Origin of the sequence: Brevibacterium sp. 50QC2O2, from assembly GCF_024580675.1 — a bacterium.
GTDB classification, from domain to species: Bacteria; Actinomycetota; Actinomycetes; order Actinomycetales; family Brevibacteriaceae; genus Brevibacterium; species Brevibacterium moorei.
The window spans coordinates 103,898-126,791 of record NZ_JANIJZ010000010.1; the positions used below are offsets into that span (position 1 = coordinate 103,898).

The 22,894-nt window shown below is 66.9% G+C and carries 16 protein-coding genes; 9 read left to right on the forward strand and 7 right to left on the reverse strand.

What is annotated here, in order from left to right:
* Nucleotides 1–79: 79 nt before the first annotated feature.
* The 5 genes from NQ038_RS09790 (at nucleotide 80) to NQ038_RS09810 (ending at nucleotide 6,498) form a co-directional block, all read left to right on the forward strand.
* Nucleotides 80–994 (forward strand): ABC transporter ATP-binding protein, encoded by a 915-nt coding sequence (locus NQ038_RS09790; RefSeq protein WP_257046729.1) that lies wholly within the window; start codon nucleotides 80–82, stop codon nucleotides 992–994.
* Nucleotides 991–1,779: an ABC transporter permease gene (locus NQ038_RS09795; protein WP_257046730.1), complete on the forward strand. Its 789-nt coding sequence runs from the start codon at nucleotides 991–993 to the stop codon at nucleotides 1,777–1,779. Before NQ038_RS09790 ends, NQ038_RS09795 begins: the two co-directional genes overlap by 4 nt.
* Nucleotides 1,780–1,860: 81 nt before the next feature.
* Nucleotides 1,861–2,805, forward strand: coding sequence for a heme A synthase (locus tag NQ038_RS09800; protein WP_257046731.1), 945 nt, complete (start codon nucleotides 1,861–1,863; stop codon nucleotides 2,803–2,805).
* Nucleotides 2,806–2,881: 76 nt separating this feature from the next.
* Nucleotides 2,882–4,609 carry an ABC transporter ATP-binding protein gene (locus NQ038_RS09805; protein ID WP_257046732.1) on the forward strand — a complete coding sequence of 576 codons (1,728 nt, stop codon included), beginning with the start codon at nucleotides 2,882–2,884 and terminating at the stop codon, nucleotides 4,607–4,609.
* Entirely contained in the window at nucleotides 4,606–6,498 is a 1,893-nt protein-coding gene (locus NQ038_RS09810; RefSeq protein ID WP_257046733.1) for an ABC transporter ATP-binding protein, read from the forward strand. Before NQ038_RS09805 ends, NQ038_RS09810 begins: the two co-directional genes overlap by 4 nt.
* Nucleotides 6,499–6,587: 89 nt before the next feature.
* Here the strand turns inward: NQ038_RS09810 and NQ038_RS09815 are convergent, their stop codons facing one another.
* Genes NQ038_RS09815 through NQ038_RS09825 form a run of 3 tightly spaced genes read right to left on the reverse strand, consistent with a single transcriptional unit; the run spans nucleotide 6,588 to nucleotide 11,373 of the window.
* Nucleotides 6,588–7,448, reverse strand: coding sequence for a 3-hydroxybutyryl-CoA dehydrogenase (locus NQ038_RS09815; protein ID WP_257046734.1), 861 nt, complete (start codon nucleotides 7,446–7,448; stop codon nucleotides 6,588–6,590).
* 21 nt (nucleotides 7,449–7,469) lie between these two features.
* On the reverse strand, nucleotides 7,470–7,979 hold the full coding sequence (locus NQ038_RS09820; RefSeq protein WP_257046735.1) for a peptide deformylase: 510 nt from the start codon (nucleotides 7,977–7,979) through the stop codon (nucleotides 7,470–7,472).
* A complete protein-coding gene (locus tag NQ038_RS09825) occupies nucleotides 7,972–11,373 on the reverse strand; it encodes a pyruvate carboxylase (RefSeq protein ID WP_257046736.1) in 3,402 nt (1,133 codons plus the stop codon). Before NQ038_RS09825 ends, NQ038_RS09820 begins: the two co-directional genes overlap by 8 nt.
* Before the next feature lie 164 nt (nucleotides 11,374–11,537).
* Here NQ038_RS09825 and NQ038_RS09830 point away from each other — a divergent pair, with 164 nt between their 5' ends.
* The 3 genes from NQ038_RS09830 to NQ038_RS15450 all read left to right on the forward strand — a co-directional run bounded on the left by NQ038_RS09830 (nucleotide 11,538) and on the right by NQ038_RS15450 (nucleotide 17,016).
* Entirely contained in the window at nucleotides 11,538–12,656 is a 1,119-nt protein-coding gene (locus NQ038_RS09830; protein WP_257062507.1) for a DNA repair exonuclease, read from the forward strand.
* Complete coding sequence (locus NQ038_RS09835; protein WP_257046738.1) at nucleotides 12,653–15,694, forward strand: AAA family ATPase; 3,042 nt, start codon at nucleotides 12,653–12,655, stop codon at nucleotides 15,692–15,694. Before NQ038_RS09830 ends, NQ038_RS09835 begins: the two co-directional genes overlap by 4 nt.
* 83 nt (nucleotides 15,695–15,777) lie before the next feature.
* Nucleotides 15,778–17,016, forward strand: coding sequence for an AAA family ATPase (locus NQ038_RS15450; RefSeq protein ID WP_373456806.1), 1,239 nt, complete (start codon nucleotides 15,778–15,780; stop codon nucleotides 17,014–17,016).
* 248 nt (nucleotides 17,017–17,264) lie between these two features.
* Here the strand turns inward: NQ038_RS15450 and NQ038_RS09845 are convergent, their stop codons facing one another.
* From NQ038_RS09845 to NQ038_RS09860, 4 genes are read right to left on the reverse strand one after another with little or no spacing between them, the layout of a single operon-like run.
* Nucleotides 17,265–18,893, reverse strand: coding sequence for a ubiquinol-cytochrome c reductase cytochrome b subunit (locus NQ038_RS09845; RefSeq protein ID WP_257046739.1), 1,629 nt, complete (start codon nucleotides 18,891–18,893; stop codon nucleotides 17,265–17,267).
* Entirely contained in the window at nucleotides 18,890–19,936 is a 1,047-nt protein-coding gene (locus NQ038_RS09850; protein ID WP_257046740.1) for a ubiquinol-cytochrome c reductase iron-sulfur subunit, read from the reverse strand. The genes NQ038_RS09845 and NQ038_RS09850 overlap by 4 nt, the downstream gene beginning before the upstream one ends.
* A 47-nt stretch (nucleotides 19,937–19,983) precedes the next feature.
* Nucleotides 19,984–20,769 carry a cytochrome c gene (locus NQ038_RS09855; RefSeq protein WP_257046741.1) on the reverse strand — a complete coding sequence of 262 codons (786 nt, stop codon included), beginning with the start codon at nucleotides 20,767–20,769 and terminating at the stop codon, nucleotides 19,984–19,986.
* 48 nt (nucleotides 20,770–20,817) lie between these two features.
* A complete protein-coding gene (locus tag NQ038_RS09860) occupies nucleotides 20,818–21,456 on the reverse strand; it encodes a heme-copper oxidase subunit III (protein ID WP_257046742.1) in 639 nt (212 codons plus the stop codon).
* Between the two features lie 336 nt (nucleotides 21,457–21,792).
* Here NQ038_RS09860 and trpD point away from each other — a divergent pair, with 336 nt between their 5' ends.
* Complete coding sequence (trpD, locus tag NQ038_RS09865) at nucleotides 21,793–22,887, forward strand: anthranilate phosphoribosyltransferase (RefSeq protein WP_257062508.1); 1,095 nt, start codon at nucleotides 21,793–21,795, stop codon at nucleotides 22,885–22,887.
* Nucleotides 22,888–22,894: the final 7 nt, after the last annotated feature.

Genomic DNA, 22,894 nt, shown 5'->3' on the forward strand with positions numbered 1-22,894 from the left:
GCGGGGCTTCCGGCCAGCGCCGACGCGCTTGCCGGACGCGCGCGGGGAGCGCTGGGCGCGCGACGTAGAATGGACTCCCGTGACCGAAACAGCTGCGCTGACCGTGACCGACCTGGGTTATTCCTACGGCCGGACCGAAGCCGTCCACGACGTGTCCTACTGCGTCGAACCCGGCCGCGTCCACGCCCTGCTGGGACCCAACGGAGCGGGCAAGTCCACGACCATCGCCCTGTCGGTCGGACTCTACCGTCCGACCCGTGGGCGGGTCCGCGCCTTCGGCCTCGACCCCCACGCCCAGCACACGCGGACCGCCGGCCTGGTGTCCGTCATGCTGCAGGACGGCGGATTGCCGATGGCCTCCAAACCACTCGAGGCGCTCAGCCACATCGCGCGGATGTATGCGAACCCGCTCGATGTGCAGGCCCTGGCCGAGCGCCTGGGCATCACCTCGTTTGCCGACCGGGCGATCCGGCACCTCTCCGGCGGTCAGCGCCAGCGGGTCAATCTGGCGGCCGCCCTGGTGGGCAGGCCCCGGCTGGTCTTCCTCGACGAACCGACCGCCGGCCTCGATCCGCAGGCGCAGATCGCGGTGTACACCGTGATCGACCAATTGCGAGCCGAGGGCGTTGCCGTGGTATTGACCACACACGATATGGACGAGGCCGAACGCCTGGCAGATGAGGTGACCATCGTCGATCACGGCAGAGTGATCGCCCAGGGCGCACCCGCCGCACTCATCGCCGAACGCTCACGGGTCCTGCGCATCCGCCTGCGCGGCGTCCCCGCGGTCGACGTGTTGACCGATCTGGCCGTCCTCGCCGAAGTCGAGGCGACCGGTCCGGCCATCACCCTGTCCGGCGAGCTCGACACCGAACGGCTCCATGCGATCACCGGGGTGCTCGCACACCACCGCGCCGTAATCGACGACTTCCAGCTCACGGGCAGGTCCCTGGGCGATGTCTTCCTCGACCTCACGGGAAGGAACCTGCGTTGAGCACCGTCCCCTCATCGGATGCGCCCGTCGGCGACCGCAGCGGCAATGCGGCGCCGGCCGCCCGCCGGATCCTGGCACAGGCGCTGTTCGAAATGCGCGCCATCATGCGCAATGGAGAGCAGCTCCTGCTGTCCATCCTGTTGCCGGTCGGCGCACTCGTGGCACTGGCCACCACTCAGCTCTACGACGCCCTGGGCGCGGGTTCGGACGATCATCTGTCCGAGGCGACCGCCGCGGCCCTGCCCCTGGCGATCTCGGCCACTTCGTTCGCCGGTCAGGCGATCGCCACCGGCTTCGACCGGCGCTACGGTGTGCTGCGCCAACTCTCCACCACCCCGCTGGGGGCCTGGGGGCTGGTGGTGGCGAAGATCATCGCCGTCTACGCGGTGGTGCTCACCCAGTTCCTCGTCCTCTTCGTCATCGCCGCCACCCTGGGCTTCCACCGCCACGTCTCCGTCCTCGGCATCGTACTGGCCGCCATCCTGGGCACCGCGGCACTGGTCTCCCTGGCCCTGCTGCTGGCCGGCACCCTGCGCGCCGAGGCCACCCTGGCCCTGGCCAATATCGTCTGGGTGGTGATGGCCGCGGCCGGCGGCGTGGTCTTCGACCCGCCGGGACTGTGGGGCGACCTGGTCGCCTTCCTGCCCTTCGGGGCCCTGGGCGAGGCCATGCGCTCGGCGGTGCTCGACGCCACCCCGGACTGGACGAGCCTGGCCGTTCTGGCGGTCTGGGCGATCATCGGAGTCACCGCGTGCAAGCGCTGGTTCTCCTTCGACGCGAAGTGACCATCCACGCCCACGGACGGCCGTCTGTGGGCCGTACCACCGAATTCGACCTGAGGTAGAAAAGAGGGGAGGATAGGCACCATGGCACAATCCACCGTTCCCGCCGGCCCTGCGGCCGGGGCCACCCTGCGCGATCGCCTACAGCCCACCGAGGTCAACGCCACCGTACGGGCGACCGCCTGGCTTCTGCTCATCGCCAACTCCGCAATCATCGTCACCGGCGCCCTGGTGCGCCTGACCGGTTCCGGCCTGGGCTGCGACAACTGGCCGACCTGCAACGGCGTGACGATCGCGCCGGCGGCCGACGCCGGGATCCACGGGGCGATCGAGTTCGGCAACCGCCTGCTGGGCGTTGTGTTGTTCATCATCTGCCTGGTGGCGATCACCGCGGTGTGGCGGCTGCGCAGAACCCGGAAGGATCTGTTCTGGCTGCCCATCGTGCTGACCCTGGTCGTGCCGGTGCAAGCCGTGATCGGCGGCATCAGCGTCCATATGGAGCTCAACCCCTGGATCGTCGCCGCGCACTTCGTGCCATCGGCCGTCTGTGTGGCCCTGTCCGCCTACCTGGTGCTCCGCACCCACGACGCCGGCGGCCCGACGGAGCCGGTGGGCACGGCCCTGCTGCGCGGCTTGCAGTGGGCCATCGGCATCCTCACCGCGCTCACGGTCGTCCTGGGCGTACTGGTCACAGGTGCGGGCCCCCACGCCGGTGATGCGATCAGCGCCCGCAACGGACTGCCGATGGTCATCATCGCCAGGATGCACGCCTTCCCCGTCTGGCTGTTGGTCATCGCCACGGTCTGGGGTCTGGTTCTGAGTACCCGCCTGGGGCTGGTCGCCGTGCGCCGCGCCCTGTGGGTGATGCTCGCCGCCGAAGTCGTCCAGGGCCTCATCGGGTATCTGCAGTACTTCCTGGGCGTGCCGGTCGCACTGGTCGCCCTGCACATAGTCGGCCTGTGCTTCGTCATCGCCGCCGCCACCGCGGTGACGGACTCCGCCTACCGCAGGGCTCCGCTGCCCCGCTGACTCAGGTGGGCCGACACCCAGGTTTTCGAACGGGTGTGCGTATTCGCCGATGGCCCGAGCGACTAGAATCGGTGGAATGCTCATCCGCCTGTTCCGGCATTATCTGCGCCCGTACGTTCCAGCCGTCATCGTCCTCCTGCTCTTCCAACTCCTCCAGGTGCTCGGCACCCTGTACCTGCCCACGCTCAACGCCGGCATCGTCGACCGCGGCATCACCGCAGGCGACACCGCGACCGTCTGGCGCTACGGCGGCCTGATGCTCGCCGTAGCGGCCGGACAGGTGGTGGCGAACATCGTCGCGATCGTCGCAGGCGCCCATGTCGCGATGCGCGCCGCCGCAGACATCCGCCGGGATTTCTTCACCGCGGTCATGGGCTTCGGCGCCAGGGAGACCGGTCACTTCGGGACCTCCAGCCTGGTCACCCGTTCAACCAACGATGTCCGCCAGGTCCAGCAGTTCCTCGTCATGGGCATGTCGCTGATGATCATGGCGCCGATCATGGCGCTGGGCGGACTGGCGATGGCACTGGCACAGGACCTGCGGCTGTCCTGGGTCATCCTGGTGACCGTCGTCGTCCTGCTGGTGATCATGCTGCAGGTGGTGCGCAAGATGGTCCCGAGCTTCCGCGCCATGCAGGAGCGCCTCGACTCACTTGGCTCCGTACTCTCCCAACAGCTGGGCGGACTGCGGGTGATCCGCGCCTTCGGCAAGCAGAGCACCGAACGCGACCGCTTCCAAGCCGCCAATGAGGCGCTCACCGGCACCAACCTGTACGTCGGCAAACTCTTCGTCGTGCTCTTCCCCGCCGTGATGACCATCGTCAACGCGGGAGCGGCCGCCGTGGTGTGGTTCGGTGCCCGCCAGGTACAGGACGGAACCACCCAGGTGGGCGTCGTGATGGCGTTCATCCAGTACCTCATGCTCATCCTGATGGGCGTGATGATGGTGACGTTCCTGGCGATGATGATCCCCCGCGCCGAGGTCGCGGCCGGGCGCCTGGTCGACGTCCTGGAGACGACCCCGCAGATGGACCGCGACTCCGGCACCGTCGAAAGCCTGCCGGATCCCGGAGCGATCGAATTCTCCCATGTCACATTCCGCTATCCCGGCGCCCAGTCCCCCGTGCTCACCGATGTGTCCTTCACGGTGGACCCGGGTACCACCACCGCGGTGATCGGCGCCACCGGATCGGGCAAGTCCACCCTGGTCCAACTCCTGGTCCGGCTGGCCGATCCGGATTCCGGTCGGGTCGCGATCGGCGGCGTCGACGTGGCCGCAATCGCCCCGCAGACGCTGGGCCGCCAATTCGGCTACGTCCCCCAGCAACCCCACGTCTTCGGGGCCAGCGTGCGAGACAATCTGCGCACCGGCGCACCCGATGCACCAGAGTCCGACCTCGCCTGGGCCCTGGCGGTCTCCCGCGCCGACGAGTTCGTCTCCACCTTCCCCGACGGGCTGGACCACCCGATCAACCAGGGCGGGACGAACCTGTCCGGTGGACAGCGGCAGCGCCTGGCCATCGCCATGGCCCTGGTGCGCCGCTGCCCGATCCTGGTCTTCGACGATTCGTTCTCGGCCCTGGACGCCGCCACCGACGCCGCGGTCAGATCCGCCCTGGACCACGAGGTCGAGGCGACTAAGGTCATCGTGACCCAGCGCGTGGCAGCGGCCATCGACGCCGACCAGGTGGTGGTCCTCGACGACGGCCACGTCGTGGGGCTGGGCACCCATGACCAGCTCATGGACTCCTGTGGGGTCTACCAGGAGATCGTCTCCAGCCAGCTGAACGAGGAGGCACGATGAGTGAGCAGATCGCACCGGGGCAGAAGGCCGGCGATGTGCGCGGAACCCTGCGCAGACTCGGCGGGGTGTTCCGCCCGTACGCCTGGCGGGCCGGCCTGTCGGCCCTAACACTCGTGCTGGGCACCGTGCTGACGATCGCAGCGCCCTATGTGCTGGGCCGGGCGACCGATCTCGTATTCTCCGGATTCGTCTCCCTGACCATGCGCCCGGGCCAGACCCAGGCCGAGGTCGTGGCAGAACTGCGCGCCCAGGGGGCGGGTGAACGGGCCGATATGGTCGCGGCGATGCACTTGACCCCCGGTCTGGGCGTCGACTTCCCCGCCCTGGCCCGGCTGCTGTGCCTGGTGGTCCTCATCCACATCGTGTCCGGCCTGCTCAACTGGTGGGGCGGGTACATCGCCAACTCCATCATCCAGCGCGTCATGTCCTCCCTGCGCGCCGATATCGAGGACAAGATCCAGCGCCTGCCGCTGTCGGTCGTCGATTCGAAGGCCAAGGGCGATCTGCTGTCGCGGCTGAACAACGACATCGACAATCTCAACCAGACCCTCAACCAGTCCGCGCAGGACATCGTCTCCGCCCTCGTCATGTTCTTGGGCGTGCTGGGCATCATGTTCGTCCTGTCCTGGCAGTTGGCACTGGTCGCCGTCGCCACGATTCCGCTGACGGTCGTCGTCATCGCGCTCCTGGGCACCAGATCCCAGCGCCAGTTCCGCACCCAGTGGAAGTCCACGGGCGAGTTGAACACCCAGGTCGAGGAGTCGATCACGGGTGCCGCCCTGCTGCAGGTCTACGGAGCTCTCGAGCGGACCCAGGAGGCCTTCGCCGTCAAGAACGCGGAGGTCTACCGCGCCTCGTTCAGGGCCCAGGCCCTCTCGGGGGCGATGATGCCGGCGATGAGTTTCGTCTCCAACCTGGTCTTCGTGGGCATCGCCCTACTGGGCGCCCTGCAAGTCGCCTCCGGGCAGCTGACACTGGGCACGGTCCAGGCCTTCATCCAATACGCCAGGCAGTTCGCCCAGCCCCTGCAGCAACTCGGCGGTATGGCCTCCCAGCTGCAGTCCGCCCTGGCCAGCGCCGAGCGCGTCTTCGCACTGCTCGACGAGGCCGACGAACCGGCCCCGCCCAGTGCGCATCCGGACTTCGCCGTGACCCGCGGACGAGTCGCCTTCGAACACGTGGATTTCGCCTACCGTCCGGATACCCCGCTGATCGAGGATCTGAGCCTGGTGGCCGAACCGGGCCAGACCGTCGCGATCGTCGGACACACAGGGGCGGGCAAGACGACCATGGTCAACCTGCTGCTGCGCTTCTACGAGCCCACCGCCGGTCGGATCACCCTGGACGGAATCGACACCGCTCAGCTGACCCGCGACCAGGTCAGGGCGCCGATCGGCATGGTGCTCCAGGACACCTGGTTGTTCGAGGGCACGATCTACGACAACATCGCCTACGGACTCGCGGGCGCCACCCGTGAGCAGGTCATGACAGCGGCAAAGGAGGCATACGTCGATCAGTTCGTCGCCCACCTGCCAGACGGCTACGACACCGTCATCACGGAGACGGCGGACAATATCTCAGCCGGTCAGCGCCAGCTCATCACGATCGCCAGAGCGTTCGTGTCCCAGCCGCAGATCCTGGTGCTCGACGAGGCCACCTCCTCGGTCGACACGCGCACCGAGGTGCTGGTGCAGAAGGCCATGAACCGGCTGCGCAGCGGGCGGACCAGTTTCGTCATCGCACACCGTCTCTCGACCATTCAGGGCGCTGATCTCATCATCGTGATGGATGCGGGCCATATCGTCGAACAGGGTACGCACGCCCAGCTGATGGCCGCCGGCGGCGTCTACGCCGGCCTGCAGGCCGCGCAGGCCGGTGGTATGCGATAGCCGGCTGGGCACACAGCTGCAGGGTCCGTCCCCGATCGCTCGGGGACGGACCCTGCAGTGTATCTCACCGGCATGCGCCGGTCGGCGGCTCAGCGACTGTAATCGTAGAAACCGCGGCCGCTCTTGACGCCCAGCAGCCCGGCGTCGACCATCCGCGACAGCAACACCGGCGGCTTGGCCGCAGCGTCGCCGGTCTCGGCGAAGATCGACTGGCCCACGAACAGGCAGGTGTCCAGCCCGACGCGGTCGGCCAGGGCGATGGGGCCCATCGGATGGGCACAGCCATTGACCATGCCCGCGTCGATCTGCTCCTTCGTCGCATGTCCGGCCTCCAGCATCCTGATCGCGGAGAACAGGAAGGGGATGAGCAGGGCGTTGACGATGAAACCGGGCCGATCCTCCGAATGGATCGGGGCCTTGCCCAGCACATCGGTGACGAAGTCCTCGACCTCGGCCGCCACGACGGGAGCGGTCAGCACGGAGGACACGATCTCCACCAGCGGCTGCACGGGCGCAGGATTGAAGAAGTGAATGCCCAGGACCCGTTCGGGCCGCGCGGTCTGCTGGGCGAACCGGATGATCGGCATCGAGGAGGTGTTCGAGGCCAGGATCGCGCGTTCGTCTGTGACGATCGCATCGAGTTCGGCGAAGATCGACTTCTTGATCTCCTCGTTCTCGCTGGCCGCCTCGATCACCAGCTGGCGATCGGCCATAGCGGACAGGTCGGTGGTGAAGACCAGCCGGTCCAGCGCGGCAGTAGCCTCCGCGGCCGGTAGCTTGCCGCGCTCGACCGCGCGGCCCAGCGACTTCTCGATCCGTCCGCGGCCGGCGGCCACGGCGGCGTCGTTGATATCGCGGACGACGACGTGCAGTCCGGACCGGGCCAGCACCTCGGCGATGCCGGATCCCATGAGACCGGAGCCGATTACTCCAGCGCGTTCAATGCTCACACTCTTCTCCTTCGATGTGCGTCAGTTCTGACTGCCGGCCAGGAACCACGGCGCGGTGCGGATGCTGCGCATCGCCTCCCGCCGGCGCCCCCGGGGCAGGGTTTGGACGTAGACGATCCCCTTGAGATGGTCCGTCTCGTGTTGGAGCATCTGCGCGAAGACGCCCTCTCCGTCGATGTCCACCGGCTCACCGGTGGCATCGAGGCCGGTCACCCGCGCGTACTCCCACCGGGGAGTGGGGAACCATAGTTCGGGCACCGACAGGCAGCCCTCGTCGATGTCCCTGAGCTCTCCCCCGGTTTCGACGACCACGGGGTTGAATACAGCGCCGCGGCGCCCGTCGACGTCGTAGCCAAAGGCCTGCAGCGGCACCCCGATCTGGGGTGCCGCGACCGCCGCGCGCCCGGCCGGCAGGGAGGTCTCTATGAGATCCTCCGCCAGCCGGCGCGCGGCTTCGTCGAATTCGACGACGGGTTCGCAGATCTGTCTGAGAACCGGGTCCCCGAAGACTCGGATCGACCGATCAGGCATCGATCACCAACACCAGGTCGCCGCCCTCCAGCTGCTGGACGGGGCCGATCGCCAGGCGCGAGACCGTGCCGTCGATGTGGCTGGTGATAGCCGCCTCCATCTTCATCGCCTCGATCGTCGCGACGGTCTGGCCCGCCTTGACCTTGTCGCCCACCGCGACCTGCAGCGAGACGACTCCGGCGAAGGGGCTGGCGACGTGGCCGGGGTTGTTCGCATCGGCCCGCTCGGCGGTCGCGACGTTGACGTCGACCGACTTATCGCGCACGGACACCGGACGTAGCTGGCCGTTGAGCGTGCACATGACCGTGCGCATGCCGCGCTCATCGGCCTCGCCGATCGCCTCGACGCCGAGCAGCAGGACCTTGCCCTGCTCGATCTCGACACCGTGTTCCTCACCCTGGGTCAGACCGTAGAGGTAGTCGGTCGACTCGAGCACGGACAGATCGCCGTAGTTGGTGCGGGCCGCCTCGAACTCACGGGTCGGGGCGGGGAACAGCAGACGGTTCAGGGTGTCCTGGCGCGTCCGGCCGGCGACGGCCAGCAGTTCTTCGTCAGCTGGATCGAGCTCTGCCACCGGGGACTTGTGCGTGCGGCCCTCGAGGGCCTTGGTGCGGAAGGGCTCGGGCCAGCCGGCGGGCGGATCGCCCAGGTCACCCGACAGGAAGCCGATGACGGAGTCCGGAATGTCGAAGTTCTGCGGGTTCTCCGCGAACTCCTGCGGGTCGGCGCCCACCGCCACCAGGTGCAGGGCAAGATCGCCCACCACCTTCGAGGACGGGGTGACCTTGACCAGATGGCCGAGGATCGCGTCCGCCGCGGCGTACATGTCCTCGATCTCCTCGAACTTCTCCCCCAGGCCCAGCGCCACGGCCTGCTGGCGCAGGTTGGACAGCTGACCGCCGGGGATCTCGTGGCGGTAGACACGGCCGGTGGGCCCAGGCAGGCCCGATTCGAAGGGCTTGTAGACATTGCGGACGGACTCCCAGTACGGTTCGAGGTCCTCCGCTGCCGCCAGCGACAGCCCGGTGTCGCGCTCGGTGTTCTCGAAGGCCGCGATCAGCGCCGTCAGCGAGGGCTGGCTGGTGGTCCCGGCCATGGCGGCGTTCGCCGCGTCTACGGCGTCGGCGCCGGCGTTGGCCGCGGCCAACAGCGTGGCCAGCTGACCGCCGGCGGTGTCGTGCGTGTGCACGTGCACAGGCAGGTCGAAGTTCTTCCGCAGGGCGGTGACCAACGTGGCGGCTGCGGCCGGCCGCAGCAGGCCCGCCATGTCCTTGATGGCCAGCACATGAGCGCCGGCATCGACGATCTTTTCGGCCAGGCCCAGGTAGTAGTCCAGGGTGTAGACCTTCTCCGCCGGATTGCTCAGATCGGAGGTGTAGCACAGGGCGACCTCTGCCACGGAGTTCGTGGACTCGCGGACCGCTTCGATGGCCGGGCGCATCTGTTCGATGTCGTTGAGCGCGTCGAAGATCCGGAAGATGTCGATACCGGTGGCGGCGGCCTCTTCGACGAAGGCCTGGGTCACGCGGGTGGGGTACGGGGTGTAGCCCACCGTGTTGCGCCCGCGCAGCAGCATCTGCAGGTTGAGGTTCGGCATTGCCTCGCGCAGCTTGGACAGACGCTCCCACGGGTCCTCCGCCAGGAAGCGCAGGGCCACATCGTAGGTCGCCCCGCCCCAGCACTCGACCGACAGCAGTTCCGGCATCTCGCGTGCCACATAGGGCGCCACGGCCAGCAGGTCCTTCGACCGCACGCGCGTGGCCAACAGCGACTGGTGCGCGTCGCGGAAGGTCGTATCGGTTACGGCCAGACCCTTGCGCTCACGCAGGGCCTGGGCCCAGCCGGCCGGACCCAGGTCCAGCAACTGCTGGCGCGAGCCCTGCGCGGGCGCCGCGCTGAGGTCAAGGCTGGGCAGCTTCTCGCGCGGCTGCAGGTCCACCGGCGAGCTGCCGTTGGGGCGGTTGACGGTGACGTCGGCCAGGTATTCGAGCAGGCGGGATCCGCGGTCGGCTCCCACATTGGCCTGCAGCAGCTGCGGACGCTCCTCGATGAAACGGGTCGAGAGGTTGCCGGACTGGAAATCCGGATCGGCCAACACCCCGCGCACGAAGGCGATATTGCTCGCGACTCCGCGGATGCGGAACTCTGCCAGGGCTCGCTGTGCCCGGTTGACCGCCTGCCGGAAGTCGCGGCCACGACAAGTGCACTTGACCAGCATGGAGTCGAAGTAGGCCGAGACCTCGGCACCGGCGTGTACGGTCCCGCCGTCCAGGCGGACACCCGCGCCGCCGGCGGACCGGTAGGCGGTGATCGTGCCGGTGTCTGGCCGGAAGCCGTTGGCCGGGTCCTCCGTCGTGATGCGGCACTGCAGGGCGGCCCCGCGCACGTGCACGGAATCCTGATCCAGGCCCAGATCGGACAGGGACTCACCGGCGGCGATGCGCATCTGCGACTGCACCAGGTCGACGTCGGTGATCTCCTCGGTGACCGTGTGCTCGACCTGGATCCGCGGGTTCATTTCGATGAACGCGTGCTTGCCCGCCCGCGGCCCCTCGGTCTCCAGCAGGAATTCGACGGTGCCGGCGTTCTGGTAGCCCAGCGCGCGGGCGAAGGTCAGCGCATCGGCGTGCAGGGCTGTGGCGATCTCCGGGTCCAGGTTGGGAGCCGGGGCGATCTCCACGACTTTCTGGTTACGGCGCTGGATCGAGCAGTCGCGCTCGAACAGGTGGATCGCATCGCCGTGTGTGTCGGCCAGGATCTGGACTTCGATGTGACGGGGCCGCTGCACGGCCTGCTCGATGAACACCGTCGGATCGCCGAAGGCGCCCTCCGCCTCGCGCATTGCGGCCTCGACGGACTCGCGCAGCGCAGCGGGCTCGGCGACCCGGCGCATGCCGCGTCCGCCACCACCGGCGACCGCCTTGACGAACAGGGGGTATTCCATCCGCTCGGCCTCGGCCAGCAGGACCTCGACGTCGTCGGAGGGGGCGACGGAGTCAAGGGTGGGGATACCGGCCTTCTGCGCCGCATGCAGGGCTTCGACCTTGTTGCCGGCCATCTGCAGGATGTCCGCACGCGGACCGATGAACGTGATGCCGTTATCCGCGCAGGCGCGGGCCAGATCCGGGTTCTCGGAGAGGAATCCATAGCCGGGGTAGATTGCATCGGCGCCGGCCAGTTGAGCGACCCGGATCATCTCCGAGACGTTGAGGTAGGCCTGAACGGGATGACCCTTTTCGCCGATCATGTAGGCCTCATCGGCCTTGAGCCGGTGTTCCGAATTGCGATCTTCCCAGGGGAATACGGCCACGGTCGCGGCACCCAGTTCATAGGCGGCGCGGAACGCACGAACCGCGATTTCCCCGCGGTTCGCTACGAGTACTTTCTGAAACATTCAGACACTCATTTCAGTTCGTCACCGCCATCATTGACGGTGAGGGGGACACTGATGTCAGGACATACTCTACCCACCTCGACAGATACCCAGTGCACGATGTCACATCGTGGCATCCGACAGCGGCACCCGGCCGTGTCAGCGCCCGCGGCTAGGGTTGTCGCATGCGCATACTCCACACCTCGGATCTGCACCTGGGACGCACCTTCTTCGGTTTCGACCTGAGCGCGGCCCACACCGCGCTGGCAGAGCATCTGGTCGACGTCTGTGCCGAACGCCATGTGGACCTCCTCATCATCGCGGGCGACGTCTACGACCGCGCGATCCCGGGACCCGCGGCCGTCGCCGCCTTCGACACACTGTTGGCACGCCTGCGCCAGGCCGGCGTGGCGGTCCTGGCCACCAGTGGCAATCATGATTCGTTCATGCGGTTGGGCTTCGGCCGGGAATTGTTCGATGACTCCGGAATCCATCTGCGCACCCGCCTGGCGGACCTTGTGCGCCCGGCGCTCATCGGGCACTCCGACGCCCACGTGGCCGTCTACGGCATTCCCTATCTGGAGCCCGCACTGGTGGCCGACCGGCTGGGTGTTCCCCGGACCCACGCCGCGGTCCTGGAGCGGGCTATGGAGATCATCCACGATGATCACTCCCGCAACCACCCCGGTACCCGACTCGTGGTGGCCGCCCACGCCTTTGTCACCGGTTCCGGTCCCTCCGAATCCGAACGCCAGATCGATCTGGGCGGGGTCGGCTCCGTGCCCGCGGCCACATTCGCCTCCACCGCCTATACCGCTCTGGGCCACCTACACCGCCCTCAGGACCCACTGCCCACTGTGCGGTACTCGGGGTCTCCCCTGGCGTTCGGATTCGACGAAGGGCCCAAACGGCTATTGCAGATCGACGTCCCACCCGATGGTCCCGCGCAGGTCGAGGCCATCGCCCTGCCCTGTTTCGTCTCCGCCCGGGCTCTGACCGGCACCCTGGCCGAAGTGCTCGGGACCCCGGACGACGGTTCCTTCGTCGAGGTCCGGCTGACCGATCCGGCCAGGTCGCCGCAGGCCCTACCGCGCCTGAAACAGGCCTTCGAACGACTGGTCCGCTACGAATGGACGAACCTGCCGACTCCCACGGCCACCGCACCGACCGGCTCCACTCAAGCGCGCACCGATACACAGGTTTTCATCGACTTCATGCGCACCACCACCGGACAGCCTGCGACCGCGGAGGAAACCGCACTGTTCGATACCGCGCTGGCCCAGGCGCTGCGGGAGGACGCATGAGACTGCACACCCTGGAATTGAGCGCTTTCGGGCCCTTCGCAGGACGGATTCACATCGACTTCGACCGGCTCGCCGCCGACGGACTGTTTCTCATCTCCGGTCCCACCGGCGCCGGGAAGACCTCGATCCTCGATGCGGTCTGCTATGCGCTATACGGACGCGTTCCCGGCCAGCGCAACGATGCCCACCAACTGCGCGCCCAGGCCGCGGGCCCCGACATGCCGACGACGATCACCCTGACCTTCAGCGCACGCGGTCACACCTACCGGGTCGAGCGGACTCCGGCGTATGAACGCCCAGCCAAGCGGGGCAACCGGATGACCGTGCAGCGCGCCCAGGCGTTCCTCAGCGAATTGCGCGGCGACGGTCCCGCCGGCCTGACCCGGACCAATCAGGAGACCTCGCAGACCATCCAGAACCTCATCGGCCTCAATGCCGAACAGTTCACCAAGATCATCATGCTGCCGCAGGGACAGTTCGCACAGTTCCTCAAGGCCGGCCCACAGGAACGCGAACCGATCCTTCAGCAGTTGTTCGACACCGGCCGTTTCGCCGCTGTCGAACGCATTCTGTCTGCCGACGCGACCGCGGCGCGCCGCGAGATCGGCACGATCTCGGCCACCCGGACGCACACAATGGCACGGGCATTGGAGATCGCGGGCCTGCCCGGCGATGCCATCGCCATTCCGGACCATCCGACCTTGGCCGAAGTCTCACTTGCGCTGTCCGTGGCCCGAATCCAGACCCAGGAGGAGTCCTGGGCTGCCGCTGAGATACTCGCACTGGCCCAACAGGAGGTGACCGTGGCCGCCGGTCGGGTCGAACGGGCACAACAGGCCATCGACCGACGCGCCCTGGCCGATCGGATTCGCTCACTCCAGACCGCAGTCGACGCCGGTGCCGCCGACCTGCATTCGAGCCGCACTGAACTTGCACGTCTGCGCCGGGCCCGGGAGCTCACGAGCCTGGCCGAGGAGTCCAGCAGACGCCAGGCCACGGTCAGGGAGCTCGACGCCGCCGCCGGACGCGCCGCGCAGGCCCTGCAAGAGGTAGCGAACAGACTGGGTCTTCCGGAGTCGGCAGAGCTCCCCCATACCCTCCTCGAATCCCGATTGGCGCTGCGCGATGCCGCAGACAGGCTGGCCGAAGGCCTGGGCCGGCGCGCCGAGCTCCTGGCCAGAGTCGACCGACTCACCGCAGACGTGGCGTCTGCCCACGAAACCGCCGACGCCGCCTCCTCTGCGCTGGCCGAACACATAGAGCGCGTGAACAGCACGACCGCCGCACTGATTCCCCCCGAACGCCTCGAAACACTTCGCGGCAGGGTCGCCGAGGCTACCCGGCGTCGCACTGCGGTACGGGAGGCCTGTGCAGAGCTCGAACGCACCTCGGCCGAACTCCTCAGGACCCAGAACGACCTCGACCGTGCGCAGCACCGCGCGGAAGACGACCGAAGTGCCTTCGAACGGACCCGAAACCTGCGCCTGGCCGGGTTCGCCGCTGAACTCGCAGCCCAATTGCAGGACGGTGCGGCCTGCCCGGTCTGTGGATCGGAGGAACACCCTGCGCCGGCCGGTACCGCACCAGATGCCGTGACCCGCGCAGATGAAGAGGCCGCGGCCACCCGCTGGACCCAGGCCGAGTCCCACCTGCAGGACGTCAGGATCGCATTGGGCGAGGCCCGAGACGCCCATACCGCTGCGCGGACCCGCGCGGAGGCACTGGGCGGCGTCGATGAGGAATCCGCAGCAGCGGAACTAGCAGAGGTCACAGCCCATCTGCGGGAACTCGAGGCCGGCGCCCAGGACCGGGTACGGGCCGCGTCCGCCGCTGAAGCGAGCCGACAGGAGGCACAGACGCACGCCACAACCTGCCGGCGGCGAGCCGACGCCTTGCAGGATCAGCTCACCCACGCCAGCGCGGACCTCGCTGCCCTCGCGACGGCCTCTCTCCTGCCGGAGGAGGAAACGCTGGCCGCCGCCGGCCTGACCGCTCCACGGGAACCGGAGGCGGCGCAGATCCTGGCAGCCGACTGTGCCGAGCTGGTCGAGGCCACACGTCGGGCCCAGCTGGCCGCGGGCGAAGCCGCAGCCGCCCTGGCAGTCTCCCAGGACACCAGTGAGCGCTTCGCCGCACTCCTATCCGACTCCCCGTTCGCCGATCCCGAAGAACTGGCACGGGCCGCCACCGGAGACGAGTCCGCACTGGCCTCCCGAATCCGGGCCCACGAGGATGCCGCCTCCCGACTCGCGCAGTTGCGTGAGGATCCGGCAGCGCCGGCCGCACTGGCCGACTCGAGCCCGGACGAGCTCCTCACAGATCGCCGCGACGCCGCACGCCTTGGGCTCGTACGAGCCCAAGCGCAGCAGAGCGCTGCGGCGGAGCGATTCACCCTCGCCCGACATGCGGCCACGGAACTGGCCGAGCAGGGCACCGCCCACGCCCGCCGTGCCACCGCACAGGACGCCCGCATGTCCCAGCTGGCCACCAGGGTGCGCCTGGCGGAGACGGTCAGCGCCACCGGTGCCGACAACCTCAAACGGATGCCGCTGACCTCGTACGCCCTGCTGGCACTGTTCATCGATGTCACGCGCAACGCCTCACAGCGCCTGACGACCATGAGCCGGGGCCGCTACCGCCTGGTCCATGACGACGGGCTGCACAAACGGGAGAAACGTGCCGGGCTCGGACTATTGGTAGAGGACTCCTTCACCCAGACGCTGCGCGATACCCGCACGCTCTCCGGCGGAGAGAGCTTCATGGCGGCACTCGCCCTCGCCCTGGGCCTGGCGGACACCGTGGCGGCGCAACGCGGTGGAATCGACTTGGACACCCTCTTCATCGACGAGGGCTTCGGATCCTTGGACCCCGATGCGCTGGCAGAGGTCCTGGCGGTGCTCGACGAACTGAGGGAGGGCGGCCGGACCATCGGAATCATCTCCCATGTGCAGGCGATTCACGATGTAGTTCCGAACACGTTGACGGTAGTCCCATCCCCCACGGGTTCGACTATTACAACGCATTCGGCTCTCCGGTAGGCGCGGGATGAAGAAATCACCCCGGTCGGTGCGATAACGTTAAGGTTGTGATCGTCCTCAGTGTTTCAAGTCTAAAAGGCGGAGTGGGCAAGACCTCGGTCACCTTGGGTCTCGCATCGGCCGCGTACAGCCGTGGGGTTCCGACCCTGATCGTCGATATGGATCCGCAGGCGGATGTATCCACGGGTCTTGATATTCCCGTGCAGACCCCGCTCGACGTCGCGGACGTCCTCGCCGCGCCCAAATCCAAGCTGCTCGGTGATGCGCTGGTACCCAGCGGGTGGACCGACAAGCGCGGACGCGTCGACGTCATCCCCGGTTCTCCACGGGCTGCGGAGTTCGACCGGCCCTCGCTCTCCGACCGCTACCTGCGCAAACTCCGGGAGGCGCTGAGCCGAATCGCCCAGGACTACCGCCTGGTCATCATCGACACGCCGCCCTCCCTCAACGGACTGACCCGGGCGTCCTGGGCTGCCAGCCAGCGCGTCCTCATCGTCACCGAGCCGGGGCTGTTCTCCGTTGCCGCCGCCGACCGGGCACTGCGGGCCGTCGACGAATTACGCCGCCACTCCTCTGCTACCGTCCAGCCATTGGGCATCGCAGTGAACCGGGTGCGGCCCAACTCACGTGAGCACCAGTACAGGGTCAATGAATTGCGCGAGATGTTCGGTCCCCTTGTGCTCTCCCCTGCTCTGCCCGAGCGCACGGTCCTCCAACAGGCCCAGGGCTCTGCCCGCCCGATCCATGCCTGGCCGGGGCGCCCGGCCGCCGAACTGGCCACCGCATTCGACCAGATCCTCGACCGTACGCTACGTGCCGAGAGCATCCGCGGGTCCGAGGACCGGGAGCGGACACGGTCCGCGCAGGCACCGACGGTACCCGCCGAGCCGAACGCGGTCACAGACGCAGGCGCACAACCCACCGGCCAGACGCCGGCCCCGGAGTCGGAACCCCCGACCCACGAGGACGCGTTCCTCATCGCACTCGAACGGCGGGCAGCCGAGAAGACCGGCGCCTCCGCGAACTCGGTGAAGACACCGGTCAAACCGGACATTCCGCCGACTTTCACGGCGCAGAGTCCCACAATCGCTGCGCCCGCCGTGCCCAGCAGTCCGCCGCAGCAGATCTCCCCTGCTCCGCAGACCGCCGCACCGGCAGCGGCTGCACCCAGTCGGCCCGATCGCGCCCCGTCCGCAGATGCCGCTGGTGAACCGAGTCTCCGCCGCCCGCGCGGTAATGACCGCCGGCCCCTGGACCAGCCCGATTCCCCCGCGGACACGCCCTCCGAAGGCGAACGAAAGCCCCGCCGACCCCGGCACTGACCCACCCCGCCAGGGGCAGCATTGCGCTGGACCCTGCCGACACCACCGATCATCTCGGTGATGTTGGCAGGGTCCTTTTGTCGTCTTACCCTCTCGGCTTGCATTTCCGGGCCGGGCACCGACTCTGCCATCAAGGGGAACCAGAACGATCCGTTGTGGGCGCGCAGTTTGTGAGCCGGAAACGAAAAACGCCCGTGGGGCGGACACCCTCAGGTGTCCGCCCCACGGGCGTGTGCCTTACTGCCGGCTCAGTGCTCCAGCTCGCCGGTGGAACCATGGCCCTCGACTGCATGGGCCGCGTGGGCCTCATCCAGTTCGGCCTTGGTCACCGGTTCGACACGGTCCTCGTAGAAGAACTTCGACAGGGCCGCGCGAGCCTTCTCCGCACCCGAGACCTTGCCCCTGGCATCCGGCTGCGCCGGAACATAGGACGGGGTCTGGAATGCGGTCAGGCGCCAGCGTTCGTGCTCGTCCAGGGGCTTGTGGCGTTCCTGGTACTCACCGTGGGGCAGACGGATGATCTCGCCGGATTCGAACCCGTGCAGAGCGATCTCCCGGTCCTTGCGCTGCAGGCCGATGCAGATCCGCTTGGTCACGATGTACCCGATCACCGGACCGACGAAGAACAGCGTCCTGAACACGTAGATCATGTCGTTCAACGACATGTGGAAGAACACAGCGATCAAGTCGCCGGAGGCGGCAGCCCACATCGCGCAGTACCAGATGATCACGGCCACGCCCAGCGCGGTGCGCGTCGGGGCGTTGCGCGGACGGTCCAGGATGTGGTGCTCACGCCTGTCCCCGCTGATCCACGCTTCGATGAACGGCCAGACGACCATGCCGCCGAAGAGAACAGCCGCCGCCAGCAGAGCCGGGAAGATGTTCAGCGAGATCGGGTAGCCGAAGACGTAGAACTCCATCCAACCGGGCAGCAGGCGCAGGAATCCATCCATCCAGCCGATGTACCAGTCGGGCTGGGTACCGGCGGACACTGGCGAAGGATCGTAGGGACCGTAGTTCCAGATCGGGTTGATCGTGAACAGCCCGGCCATCGCCGAGAGCAGGCCGAAGATCATGAAGAAGAAGCCACCGCCCTTGGCCGCGAAGGTCGGCAGGACGGGCTCGCCGACCACGTTCTTCTCCGTGTGCCCGGCACCGGGCCACTGCGTGTGCTTGTGGATGACCACGAACATCAGGTGCACGCCGATCAGGGCGATCAGCAGTGCCGGGACGATCATGATGTGCACGGAGTACAGGCGCGAGACGATATCGGTGCCGGGGAACTCACCGCCGAACAGGAAGAACGACAGGTAGGTGCCGATCAGCGGGATGGACTTCAGCAGACCGTCGATGATCCGCAGGCCATTGCCCGAGAGCAGATCGTCGGGCAGGGAGTAGCCGGTGAAGCCGGCGGCCATACCCATGGCGACCAGGCCCACGCCGACGATCCAGTTGACCTCGCGCGGCTTGCGGTAGGCGCCCGTGAAGAAGATGCGCAGAGCGTGGATGCTCAGTGCCGCCATGAACAGCAGGGCAGCCCAGTGGTGGATCTGGCGCAGGAACAGGCCGCCGCGGACCTCGAAGGAGATGTAGAGGGTCGAAGCGTATGCCTCGGATACCTCGACGCCCTTCAACGGAGTCCACGGACCCTCGTAGTGCGTCTCCCCCATCGCCGGATGGAACCACAGCGTCAGGAAGGTCCCGGAGAGGACCAGCACGATGAAGCTGTACAGGGCGACCTCGCCCAGCATGAACGACCAGTGGGCCGGGAAGATCTTACGGCCGAATTCCTTGACGGCCGCGGAGGCCCCGGTTCGTTCCTCGATCCACTTCGAGGTGGCGGCGAGAGCCGGGGGTGCGTTGAGATCGGTACTCATCGAGATTCAGTCTCCCTCGTGTGAACCTCCCAGAAGGACGGGCCGACGGGCTCGGTGAAGTCGCGCTGGGCGACAAGGTAGCCGTCGGAATCGACCTTGATCGGGAGCTGCGGAAGCGGACGCTTGGCCGGCCCGAAGATGACCTTGCAGTGATTGGTCACGTCGAAGGTCGACTGGTGGCACGGGCACAGCAGATGGTGCGTCTGGTGCTCGTACAGGGCCACGGGGCAACCCACGTGCGTGCAGATCTTGGAGTAGGCGACGATGCCGTCGACCTGCCAGCTCTCACGCTCGGGCTTGGTATTCAGCTGTTCGGGATCCACCCGCATCAGCAGAACAGCGGCCTTGGCCTTCTCATTCAGCGGGTCCTCCGACTTGTTCATTCCCTCGGGGATCACGTGGAAGGCGGAACCGATCGTGACATCGGAGGCCTTGATCGGGGTCTCCACCGACGGCACGCCGCCGGTGTCCTTGCACAGGCGAACGCCCGGGCCCCACAGGGTCTCGAACATCTTGTTACCGGGCAGCGGGCCCAGATCGCGCAGCACCAGGATCGCGGGCAGAGGCGCGATGGCCACGGCGGCGATGAGCATATTGCGGATCAGCGGACGACGGGCGATGCCCGATTCGTTCTTGGCCTGGTTGAAGATCTCGATGGCGATTGCCTGATCCTCTTCCGAGCCCGGGATGCTGTGGCGATCCTCCGACACCTCGGCGTCGGTGATCAGGGTCTTGGCCCACAGGATGATGCCGATACCGATGCTGAACAGCGCGACCGTCAGGCCGATGCCCAGCATGGTGTTCTGCATGCGGACAGAGCCGATCTGTCCGTCAAGCGGGAACAGGAAGTACGACACGATGAACCAGATGGTGCCGACCATGGACAGAAGGAACCAGGCCGCAATCTGGCGTTCAGCCACCTTCTCGGCAGCCGGTTCGACGTCTGTGATGCGCGGTTTGTGCTCGGGGAGACCGGGGTTTTCGAACCCGTTCACCACTTCGAGCTCACCGGCCGTGGAACCTGAATGCTGATTCGAGCTCATTCGCTTCCTCGTTTAGTGATCGTTGTGGATAGAGACTTCTGGGGCATTTACTTCGACCGAGCCGTAAGCCAGACGGTGATGCCGATGACAGCGGCCAGACCGAAGAACCAGACGAACAGGCCTTCTGCGACGGGGCCCAGGGCACCGAGCTTGAAACCACCGGGCGACGGGGTTTCGGAGACCGTGCGGACGTAGGAGATCACGTCGCGCTTCTGTTCGGGGGTGAGATTGGCGTCGTTGAAGATCGGCATGTTCTGGGGACCGGTCTGCATCGCCTCGTACAGGTGCTTTTCGCTGACCTGCTGCAGATTCGGGGCGTACTTGCCACGCGTCAGGGCACCACCGGCGCCGACGACGTTGTGGCACATGGCGCAGTTGGTGCGGAACAGACCGCCACCGGCGGCCGCGTCACCCTTGGAGGCATCGAGGTATTCCGAGTCCGGAATAGACGGGCCGGGGCCCAGCGAGGCGACGTAGGCGGACAGCTGCTTGATCTGGTCGTCGCTGAACTGCGCCTTCTTCACGGGCGCCTGCGGGCCCGATGCCTGCAGCGGCATACGTCCGGTGCCGACCTGGAAGTCGACGGCCGAGGCTCCGACGCCAATCAGGCTGGGCCCGTTGGGAGTGCCCTGGGCACCAGCGCCATGGCAGGTCGCACAGTTGGACACGAACAGCTTCTTGCCGCCGTCGATATCGGAGGCCGAGTACTCTTCGGCCTTTGCCGTGCTGCTGGTCGTGAACAGGGCGTAAGCACCGCCCGTGAGCATCAGACCCATGAGGAGCAGCACGAGCAGAGCCATCGGGTGGCGTCGCCGTTGTGAAAGAAACTTCACGAGTTTGTCCTTTTCATTACTGGAAATACGTACGGTCGGAGCCGGTGGCTACTTCAGCAGGTAGATGACGCTGAACAGACCGATCCAGACAACGTCGACGAAGTGCCAGTAGTACGACATGCAGATGGCGAACGTCGCCTCACGATGACCGAACTTCTTGGCACCGTAGGCGCGGCCGATCACCAACAGGAAGGCGAACAGGCCGGCGGTCACGTGCAGGCCGTGGAAGCCCGTGGTCAGGTAGAAGACGGACCCGTAGGCATCGGAGTTGATCGCAATACCCTCGGAGACCATGTTCGCGTATTCCAGCACCTGGCCGGACACGAAGATCGCACCCAGGATGAAGGACAGGAAGTACCACTCGACCATGCCCCAGGACCCGACATTGAGCAGCCCGCCGGTACGACGGGGCTTGAAATGCTCGGCCTTGAACACGCCCATCTGACACGTCACAGACGACACCACCAGAATGATGGTGTTCACAGTGGCGTAGGGAACCTCGAGCTTCTGGGTTTCCGTAGCCCACATCTCCGGTACGACCGACCGAATCGTGAAGTACATAGCAAAGAGCGCGGCGAAGAACATCAACTCGCTCGACAGCCAAACCATGAACCCGACAGTGGTCGAGTTTGGCCTGTTGATCACGGGATGAACCGGCGCTGAGTGATTAGCAGTGGCAGTAGACACAGCCCTATTATTACTCAGTGCGCAGGCTAATTTCATCTTTCACTCAGGTTTGCGGAACTGTTTTTCTACAACGCGTAGTGTCTTCCGCGGATTCCCGGGCTTGGCAAGCTCTGACGCGGCAGATCGCCAGTCCCATAGGGTGACCAAGGTATCGCGAGCAGGCATCTTTAGGGCATCGGAGTATGTTCTAATTGCTGTGGCCGTGGCGGCGCCCGTTCCGGTCACACCGACGCCTGTAGCCACCGGCGGACCCGGTCCACCGAGACAGCCAATAGGATTGCCACTGAGGGTGTCGCCGACGCCCTACGATGAGGTTTCCATTCCGAAAGGCACACCATGTCTCCATCCACTGCCACAGATCAGCCGACCGAGCCCACGTTGCGCGAGGTCCGCGACTGGTCCGATCTGCTGGTCGGACTGATGGCCCACCACGATATGGACCGTGCCACTTCGGCCTGGGCAATGGATCAGATTATGTCGGGCGTCGTGCCCGATGTCACTATGGCGGCCTTCCTTGTGGCCCATCACGGCAAAGGCGAGACCGTCGAGGAGATCTCCGGTCTGGTCGAGGCGATGATGGACCATGCCGTGGAGCTCCCGGGCCTCTCCGATTCCGTCGACATCGTGGGTACCGGTGGAGACCGCGCCAAGACCGTCAATATCTCCTCGACGTCGAGCTTCGTGATCGCCGCCCAGGGCACCCGGGTGGTCAAGCACGGCAACCGGGCCACGTCCTCGGCTTCCGGTTCGGCCGATGTGCTGGAACGACTGGGACTGGTCCTCGACCTGACCCCGGAGCAGACCGTGGAACTGGCCCACGAGGTCGGAATGGCCTTCTGCTTCGCCAATGTCTACCACCCCGCCATGCGCTTCATCGCTCCTGTGCGCAAACAGATCGCGGTGCCCTCGGCCTTCAATATCCTGGGGCCCCTGACCAACCCCGCGCACACGAGGGCCACCGCGATCGGGGTGGCCGACCCGGCGATGGCGCCACTCGTCGCCGGCACCCTGGCCGCCCGCGGTGACACCGCAGTGGTCTTCCGCTCGCGTGATGGGCTCGACGAATTGAGCAACACCGCACCTAACGACGTCTGGGAAGTCCGCGGCGGCAACGTCGAGCACTCGGTCCTCGATGCCACCGAGCTGGGCCTTCCGCGGGTCACCAAGGAGGATCTCCGCGGCGGAGACCCCGCATTCAACGCCTCTGTCATGCGCCGGACCCTGGCCGGGGAGGAATCGCCGGTTCGCGATGCGGTCCTGTTGAATGCGGCGGCCGCTCTGGTCGCCTTCGATCGTGACGCGGGCGGCTCTTTCGCCGACCGCCTGTCCGTCAAGATCGAGTCCTCGCGCCGGGCAATCGACTCCGGCGCCGCCGCGGGACGGCTCGAGGCCCTGGTCGACGCCTCGCAGCGGATCGCAGCGCGGGGCTGACCCCGGG